Source organism: Ilumatobacter sp. (assembly GCF_049588435.1).
Classification (GTDB): domain Bacteria; phylum Actinomycetota; class Acidimicrobiia; order Acidimicrobiales; family Ilumatobacteraceae; genus Ilumatobacter_A.
The window spans coordinates 1-7,307 of sequence record NZ_JBAVYV010000043.1 but is presented as its reverse complement, the minus strand read 5'-3'; the positions used below and the strand labels follow the sequence as shown (position 1 = coordinate 7,307).

Genomic DNA, 7,307 nt, shown 5'->3' with positions numbered 1-7,307 from the left:
GTGAGGAACGACGGGCCCGTCAGGTGTTCAGGTATTCAGGTGATCGAACGGATCAGGGGGTGTAGACCCCGAGGGTTCCGTTGAGGTCGATCGGGTCACCGACGGATTCGAAGCCGGCCAGCTCGTCCGACCAGACCCGCACCTGGGTGCCCTCGGCGAGGAAGCCGTCTTCGGCGTTCATCACGTAGTTGAGGCCTTCGAGCAGGAGGAGCGACGAGTAGTCGACGTTGCGAGCGGCATTGATGATGCCCTCACGGCTGAGGTTGCCGGCTTCTGCGGCTTCCTGGATCGCCTTCACAGCGATCTCCATCGACTCCCAACCCGCAGCGGCGATGCCGCCCGGATCGGCGTCCGAGCCCGTCGCTTCGAACGCGGCGAGGTACGCGGCGGCACCTTCGTCGTTCGCTGCCACGTCGGGATCGTTGACGTCCTTGAGGTTGTTCGACGTGAACACGCCGTCAGCCCCACCGTTGGTCACCGCACCGAAGAACACCGGGTTGGCGCACGTGGCGGTCTGGTAGACCGACGCATCGAAGTCCGGGTTGGCAGCCTGCTGGTTGCCGAGCTCGGTCATGAACGCGATGCACTGGGCACCGAGCGGTACGGCGAGGATCGTGTCGGGATCCGCGGCGACGAGGTTCGTCACCTGGCCCGACGGGGCGCCGGAGTCGGCTGCCTCGATCGTCTCGCTTGCGACGATCTCGATTCCGTTGGCCTCAGCGGCCTCACCGAACGCGTCGGCGTACGCCTGACCGAACTCGTTGTTCACGTAGAACAGACCAGCGGTGGTCGCGCCGTCGGCAGCAGCCTGCTCGGCCCACACCTGCGACTCGATCGCGTACGGCACCAGCAGACCGGTGGTCCACGGGTTGGTGTCCACTTCGCCCCAGTCCGGGGCGCCGGTCGACGCGTTCAGCTGCGGGATGCACTGGGCGTTCATGTCGCCCTGGATGGCCAGGTTGTTCGCCGAGCCGATGATTCCGGACAGCAGGTGAACGCCCTCGTCGAAGACGAGTTCGTCGACGTTCGCAACGGTCAGGTCGGCCGTGTACTGGTCGTCCTTCACGACGAGCTCGAGCTCGTGTCCGTCGACGCCGCCGAACTCGGAGTTGTAGTAGTCGATGTACGCCTGCTGTCCGTCCGCGAACGGAGCGAACAGCACGGCCGGACCACCCGAGAGCGGGATCGACGAACCGATCTTCACCGTACCGTCGATCGGAGCGGTCGCTTCGTCGGGATCGTCACACGCGCTGGTGTCGACGGCGAACACAGCACCGGATGCGGCCTCGTCGCCTTCTTCCTCCATCGCTTCGGTGGTGTCGGTCTCGGCCTCCTCCATCGCTTCGGTGGTGTCGGTCTCTGCCTCCTCCATCGCTTCGGTGGTGTCGGTCTCTGCCTCCTCGACCGCTTCGGTGACGTCGGTCTCTGCCTCGTCGACCGCCTCGGTCACGTCGGTCTCTGCTTCGCTGGCGTCGCTGTCGCTGGAGTCGTCGCTCCCGCCACATGCTGCGAGCACCAATGCGCCCGTCGCCGCGAAGGCGACAATCTGCTTACTTCGAACCATGGTTAGGTTTCCCCCTGTGTGGATGAATATCGGTGTAGATGGTGTTCGGTCACGCTGATGTTCCGATCCGCGCCATACGACACGGATTCAGCGACTGTGACCGTAGTCGCAGAATCCGTGAACCGGAAGTTCGCGGAGGGCGATCGGATCAATCGTCGCTGGTGGAAGCGGCGGCCTGCGCACGCTTCGAGCCCTTGGGCGGGTGCGGAATGATCTGCACGACCTTGGCCCGCAGGATGCGGAACGTGCCGACGGCGCCGAACGGGGCGAAGCGGGCGAACAGGATCAGCATCACCCCGAAGAGCACACCACCCAGACCGTCGAGCTTGGTTCCCTCGCTGAACAGGAAGCCCAACGCACTGTCCGACGGGTTCTCGCCGACCGTACGAGCGAGGTTGTTCACGAAGACGTAGAAGAGCGCTCCGATCAACGGGCCCCAGTTCTGAGCGGCGCCGCCCACGACCATCGCCACGAGGAGCGTGATCGCTCCGAACAGGCCGAACTGAGGAACGTCGCCGTCGACGAGGCCGAGCTTGAGGCCGAACAGGGCACCACCGACCCCCGTGATCGCCCCGGACAGGCCGAACACCACGGTCTTGACGACCGCGAGGTGCACACCCATCACCTCGGCAGCGAGTTCGTTGTCGCGAGTTGCGACCATCGCTCGACCGATCCGGCTGCGCATCAGACCCGACACCAGCAGCATGATGAACAGGAGCAGACCGAGCGACAGGTAGATCATCCACTGGTTCAGATCGCCGCGTCCGTCGAGTCCGGTCGGCAGCTTGAGCCCGAAGAAGTCGAACACGTACTCCGGGGGTGAGTACTTCTCACCCTTGATGCCGGTCGAGCCGCCGGTGATGCTCTCGAACTCCTCGTACTTGAGGAAGGAGCGCACGGCCTCGACGAACACCAGGGTGGTCAATGCGAGGTAGATGCCCTTCAACCGGAGCGCGGGAAGACCGACGACACAACCGATGACGAAACAGACGATGGCAGCGACGGGAATCGTCCACCCCGGATCCCAGAGATTCTCGGGGCCGAAGACGGGCAGGGAGATCCGACCGTCGGTGAGCACGATCCCGGTGTACGCGCCGATCGCGAAGAACGCCGCATGTCCGATCGACAACTGGCCGGTGTACCCGGTGATCAGGTTCACACCCATCACGGCGATCGCCGTGATGAGCGCGTCGGCCAGCAGGCCCAGCCCGGAGTTGGACCAGCCGTCACCGAAGATTCCGGTGACTCCGAAGACCCGCAGGAGGAGATACGCCAGCGGGATCGCGAACACCAGAACCCGGCCGACCCAGTGCAGGGCCCCGTGTTCGGGAGTGTGGATCGGAAGGCCGGTCGTGTTGTCGGTGACCAGCTCTTCGGCCATCTCGACTTCGCCGTGGTCGAGGGTGACGCTGTCTCCCTCGTGGTGCTGATCACTCATCAGACTCGCTCCACTTTCTCGGTACCGAACAAGCCGGCGGGTCGGAACAGCAACACCGCGAGCAGGACGACCAGCAGCACGGGGAACAACATGTCGGACAGCCAACTGACGTAGCCGATGAGAAACGCCTTGAGGAGTCCGATCAGGATTCCACCGACGACGGCACCCATCGGCGAATCGAGTCCGCCGAGGACGGCGGCGACCGATGCGAACAGGAACGGGCCGAGCATCAGCGAGCCCGTGAGTCCCGCCGACGGCGCGAGCAACAGCGCAGCGAGTGCACCGATCGCTCCTGCCAGGCCCCAACCGAGGATCAAGATGTTGCCGACCCGGATGCCGACGAGGTTCGACGACTCCTGGTTGTTCGCCACGGCGCGCATCGCCAGGCCGATCTTGGTGTAGTTGAAGAGCAGGAAGAGCAGGAACACGGTGACGATCAGCACGCCGATGATCCCGATGCGCTCCCACCGGATCGCGGCGTCACCGATGCGGAAGAACGAGTCGGCGTCGGTCGGGAACGGGCTCGGCAGGCTCCGGGCGTCGACGCCCCAGAACATCGCAGTGAGTTGGTTCACGGCGAGGAACACACCGATGAGAGCGACGATCACCGCCCCGGGATTTCGGTGCTCGATCGGGCGCACGACCACTCGCTCGACGAAGGCAGCGATCAGGAATCCGATCACCATCGCCATCCCCATCGCGATCCACACCGGGATTCCCGCGAGGGTGAACGTCGAGGCGAAGAAGGCACACAGCGTGCCGATCTCGCCCTGAGCGAAGTTGAGTTGCCCGGTCGAACGGAAGATCACGACGAGCGCGAGCGCCAGAAGGGCGTAGATCGAACCCTCGGCGAGGCCGTCGAACATTCGCTGGATGAAGAGCGACATCAGCCGACACCTCCGAGGTAGGCCTGCTTGATCGTGTCGTCGGCGAGCAACTCTTCGCCGGTTCCGGTGGCCACGATGTGGCCGGTCTCGAGGACGTAGGCGCGGTCGGCGAGTTGGAGCGACAGGCCGGCGTTCTGCTCGACCACGAGGAGCGCCATTCCCATCTCGTCGCGCAGCTCACCCAGGATCTTGAAGAGATTCTGGGTGATGATCGGTGCGAGTCCGAGACTCGGCTCGTCGCACAGCAACAGCTTGGGGCGGCTCATCATCGCCCGGGCGATCGCGAGCATCTGCTGCTCGCCGCCCGACAGCGAGCCGGCCCGCTGGTCCTTGCGTTCGGCGAGCCGCGGGAACACCTCGTACCAGCGATCGATGTCGTCACTGACCGACCCCTTCACCGTGTACGCCCCGGCTCGGAGGTTGTCCTCGACCGACAGGTCGGTCAGCGTGCCGCGGCCCTGTGGCACCTGTGAGATCCCGGCACGGACGACCGCATCGGGCTTGGCCGAACCGATCGAGGTCCCGTCGAAGTCGATGGTTCCCGAACGGCCGATGATGCCCGAGATCGCCCGCATCGTCGTGGTCTTGCCGGCACCGTTCGCTCCGAGGATGACCACGATCTCGCCGTCCTCGACGTGGAAGTCGAGTCCGTGGAGCACCTCGATCTGCCCGTATCCAGCGGTGAGGCCGGCGACTTCCAACACATTGGCGCTCATGCGGACGTCCCCAGGTAGGCCTCGATGACTTGCGGATTGTCCTGCACCTCGCGCGGGAGCCCCTCGGCGATCTTGCGGCCGAACTCCATCGCCACGACCCGATCCGAGATCGACATCACCATTCCCATGTGGTGTTCGACGAGCAGCACGGTGACGCCGTACTCGTCGCGCACCCGCATGATCGTGTCGCCGAGTTCGTCGACCTCGGCGTGGGTCAGGCCGGCAGCCGGCTCGTCGAGCAGGAGCAGACGCGGATGCGACGCCAGGGCGCGGGCGAGTTCGAGACGCTTCAGCGTGCCGAAGGGAAGCCCGGCAGCCGGGCGGAATGCGTACTGGGCGAGGTCGAGTGATTCGAGGATGTCGTAGGCCTCGGCCTTCAAGCGCTCCTCTTCCTTGCCGGCGCCAATGCGCAACATCGCTCGGGCGAAGCCGGTGTGCCCGTGATGGTGGGCTCCCGTCATCGTGTTCTGGAGCAACGTCATCGTCGGGAACAGGGCGAGGTTCTGGAATGAACGCGCGATGCCACGGCTGGCGATGCCCCAGGGCTTGACCTCCAGGAGATCCTCCCCGTCGAAGGTCAACCGTCCGCTCGTCGGCTCGTAGATCCGGCTGAGCACGTTGAACATCGTCGTCTTGCCGGCGCCATTCGGCCCGATCAGCCCGAGGATCTCGCCCTCGTTCATCTCGAAGGACAGTTCGTCGAGCGCGACGATTCCTCCGAACTGCACCGTGATCGATTCTGCTTCCAGTAATGCCACGTCGCCGTGCTCCTTCCTGCGCCCAACAACTGGGCTGCGGGGGACGGTAGCAGTGCCCGACGTCACGCACCGAAATCCTCTCCGAAGTTCCAGCGCAGCCTCGTCACCTCGACGCCACGGCCGTGTCTGGAGTGCGATCGCTGCACTGGTCCGCCGCGCCCGCCGATCGACGGTCGGGCCGTACAATCGCCTCGTGGACCCGACCCGCAGAACCCGCGCGTGGATCCCGTTCGCGCTCGTCGGGGCATTGTTCATCGCCGCATGCGGGTCACCCGACATCCTCGTCGTCGCCGAGCGCGCCGATCAGATTCCGGCCGCAGCCTCGCCTGACGACCTGACTCCGGCGGTTCCGCCGCCGACCGTTCCCGCCGGTCCCACCGACCCGACCGTTTCCACCGATCCGGCAGCGCCGACCGATCCGAACGCGACGCTCGAACCGATCGATCCCGCAGGCCCGATGGGCGAGCCGGACGATCCCGTCGTGGATCCGGCGGTCATCGATCGAGATGCCATCAACTTCGGCGCCGAGAAGCCACCACGCCCCTACGACGAGTTCCTGCTGGCGGCACTCACCGACATCGACACGTGGCTCCGCAGCGAGTTCGAGCCGGCGTTCGGCTTCCCGTTTCAACCGCTCGAGGGTCAGATCTACGCGGGATACCCCGAGCGCACCGATCCGCTCCCCGGGTGCGGTGAGCCGGTCACGAGCTACGTCGACCTCCAGCAGTTCGTCGCGTTCTACTGCCCGCTCGGCGATTTCATGGTGTACGACGACGGCCCCGACGGTCTCCTCGCACAGCTCGCCGGCGAGTTCGGTGCAGCGACCATCGGCATCGTCCTCGCGCACGAATACGGTCACGCCATCCAATCCCGCACCGGCGTCTTCGACCTCGAACTGCCGACGGTGGCCAGCGAGCAACAGGCGGACTGCGTCGCAGGCGCCTGGGCCGGGCGCGCAGCGGGTGGCAACGCACCCGGAGTTCCCTTCAGCGATGACGACATCCGCGCCGGTCTGGTCTCGATGATCGCAGTGCAGGACCCGGTCGGGACCGACCCGAACGAGCCCGGTGGGCATGGATCAGGGTTCGACCGCGTCGGGGCGTACCAGGTCGGCTTCCGCGACGGGCTCGAGCGTTGCGCACTGCTCATCGACGATCCCCTCCCACTCACCCCATTGTTCTTCCTCGGAGATCAGTCCACCGAGGGCAACGCACCGTTCGGTTTCGGGGAGGACGAGTTGTTCGGCTTCCTCGTCCCCGACCTCAACCTGCTGTACGGCAACGACTGGCAGGAACGCTTCCCCGACTTCCGGCCGTTGACCCTCGAAGCGGTCCAATCGGTCGATCAGGTCGATTGCGCCAACCCGTTCGGACTCTTCGAACTCGGTGTCGAACTCTGTTCGTCCACCAACACCGTCTACCTCAACGAGCCGGTTGCGCTCCAGAGGTACAACGACTTCGGGGACTTCGCCCCGGGATACCTCCTCGGGGTGGTGTGGGCCGAGCACGCGCTGATCAGCGGATCGTCCGACCTGCGGGGGGAGCCGCGCCAACTCCGCAACGACTGCCTCGTCGGCGCCTGGGTCAAGTCGGTGATCCCGGTCCTCGACGAGAATGGTCGGCCGGTGTTCGACGACGACGGCTTCGTTGTGCTCCCTCAGCCCCGCGACGAAGGTCGGCAATCGCTGGTGTCGCCGAACGACCTCACCGAAGCGATCCGAATGGCGATCATCATCGGCGATCCGACGAGCTCGACCGATGTTCTCGGTTCGGCATTCGAGAAGATCGACGCATTCCGCCAGGGAATCCTCGGCGGAGTCGACAGCTGCACCTGACCCTTCCCGATCGGGCCGCGTCCGGCATCGCGGGCTGCTGCGGCTCAGCGCAGCAGGTCGGTGAGCAGCGCCGCCAACTCGACCGGGCGATCGCCCTGCACGCTGTGCCC

At 65.6% G+C, this 7,307-nt stretch carries 6 protein-coding genes; 1 reads left to right on the top strand and 5 read right to left on the bottom strand.

All coding sequences use genetic code 11. The features are described 5' to 3' along the window. Window positions 1-52 precede the first annotated feature (52 nt). The 5 genes from WBV89_RS01440 to WBV89_RS01420 form a co-directional block, all read right to left on the bottom strand. Complete coding sequence (locus WBV89_RS01440; protein WP_423979557.1) at window positions 53-1,516, bottom strand: ABC transporter substrate-binding protein; 1,464 nt, start codon at window positions 1,514-1,516, stop codon at window positions 53-55. A gap of 196 nt (window positions 1,517-1,712) precedes the next feature. Next, the gene (locus WBV89_RS01435) at window positions 1,713-3,002 is read right to left on the bottom strand and encodes a branched-chain amino acid ABC transporter permease (RefSeq protein ID WP_423979556.1); all 1,290 of its coding nucleotides are present in this window, start codon (window positions 3,000-3,002) and stop codon (window positions 1,713-1,715) included. Beyond that, on the bottom strand, window positions 3,002-3,889 hold the full coding sequence (locus WBV89_RS01430; RefSeq protein ID WP_423979555.1) for a branched-chain amino acid ABC transporter permease: 888 nt from the start codon (window positions 3,887-3,889) through the stop codon (window positions 3,002-3,004). The genes WBV89_RS01435 and WBV89_RS01430 overlap by 1 nt, the downstream gene beginning before the upstream one ends. Then, a complete protein-coding gene (locus WBV89_RS01425) occupies window positions 3,889-4,605 on the bottom strand; it encodes an ABC transporter ATP-binding protein (RefSeq protein ID WP_423979554.1) in 717 nt (238 codons plus the stop codon). The genes WBV89_RS01430 and WBV89_RS01425 overlap by 1 nt, the downstream gene beginning before the upstream one ends. After that, entirely contained in the window at window positions 4,602-5,363 is a 762-nt protein-coding gene (locus WBV89_RS01420; RefSeq protein ID WP_423979553.1) for an ABC transporter ATP-binding protein, read from the bottom strand. The genes WBV89_RS01425 and WBV89_RS01420 overlap by 4 nt, the downstream gene beginning before the upstream one ends. 193 nt (window positions 5,364-5,556) lie before the next feature. Between WBV89_RS01420 and WBV89_RS01415 the strand changes: the two genes are divergently transcribed. Then, complete coding sequence (locus tag WBV89_RS01415) at window positions 5,557-7,197, top strand: hypothetical protein (protein ID WP_423979552.1); 1,641 nt, start codon at window positions 5,557-5,559, stop codon at window positions 7,195-7,197. The last annotated feature ends 110 nt before the right edge of the window (window positions 7,198-7,307 follow it).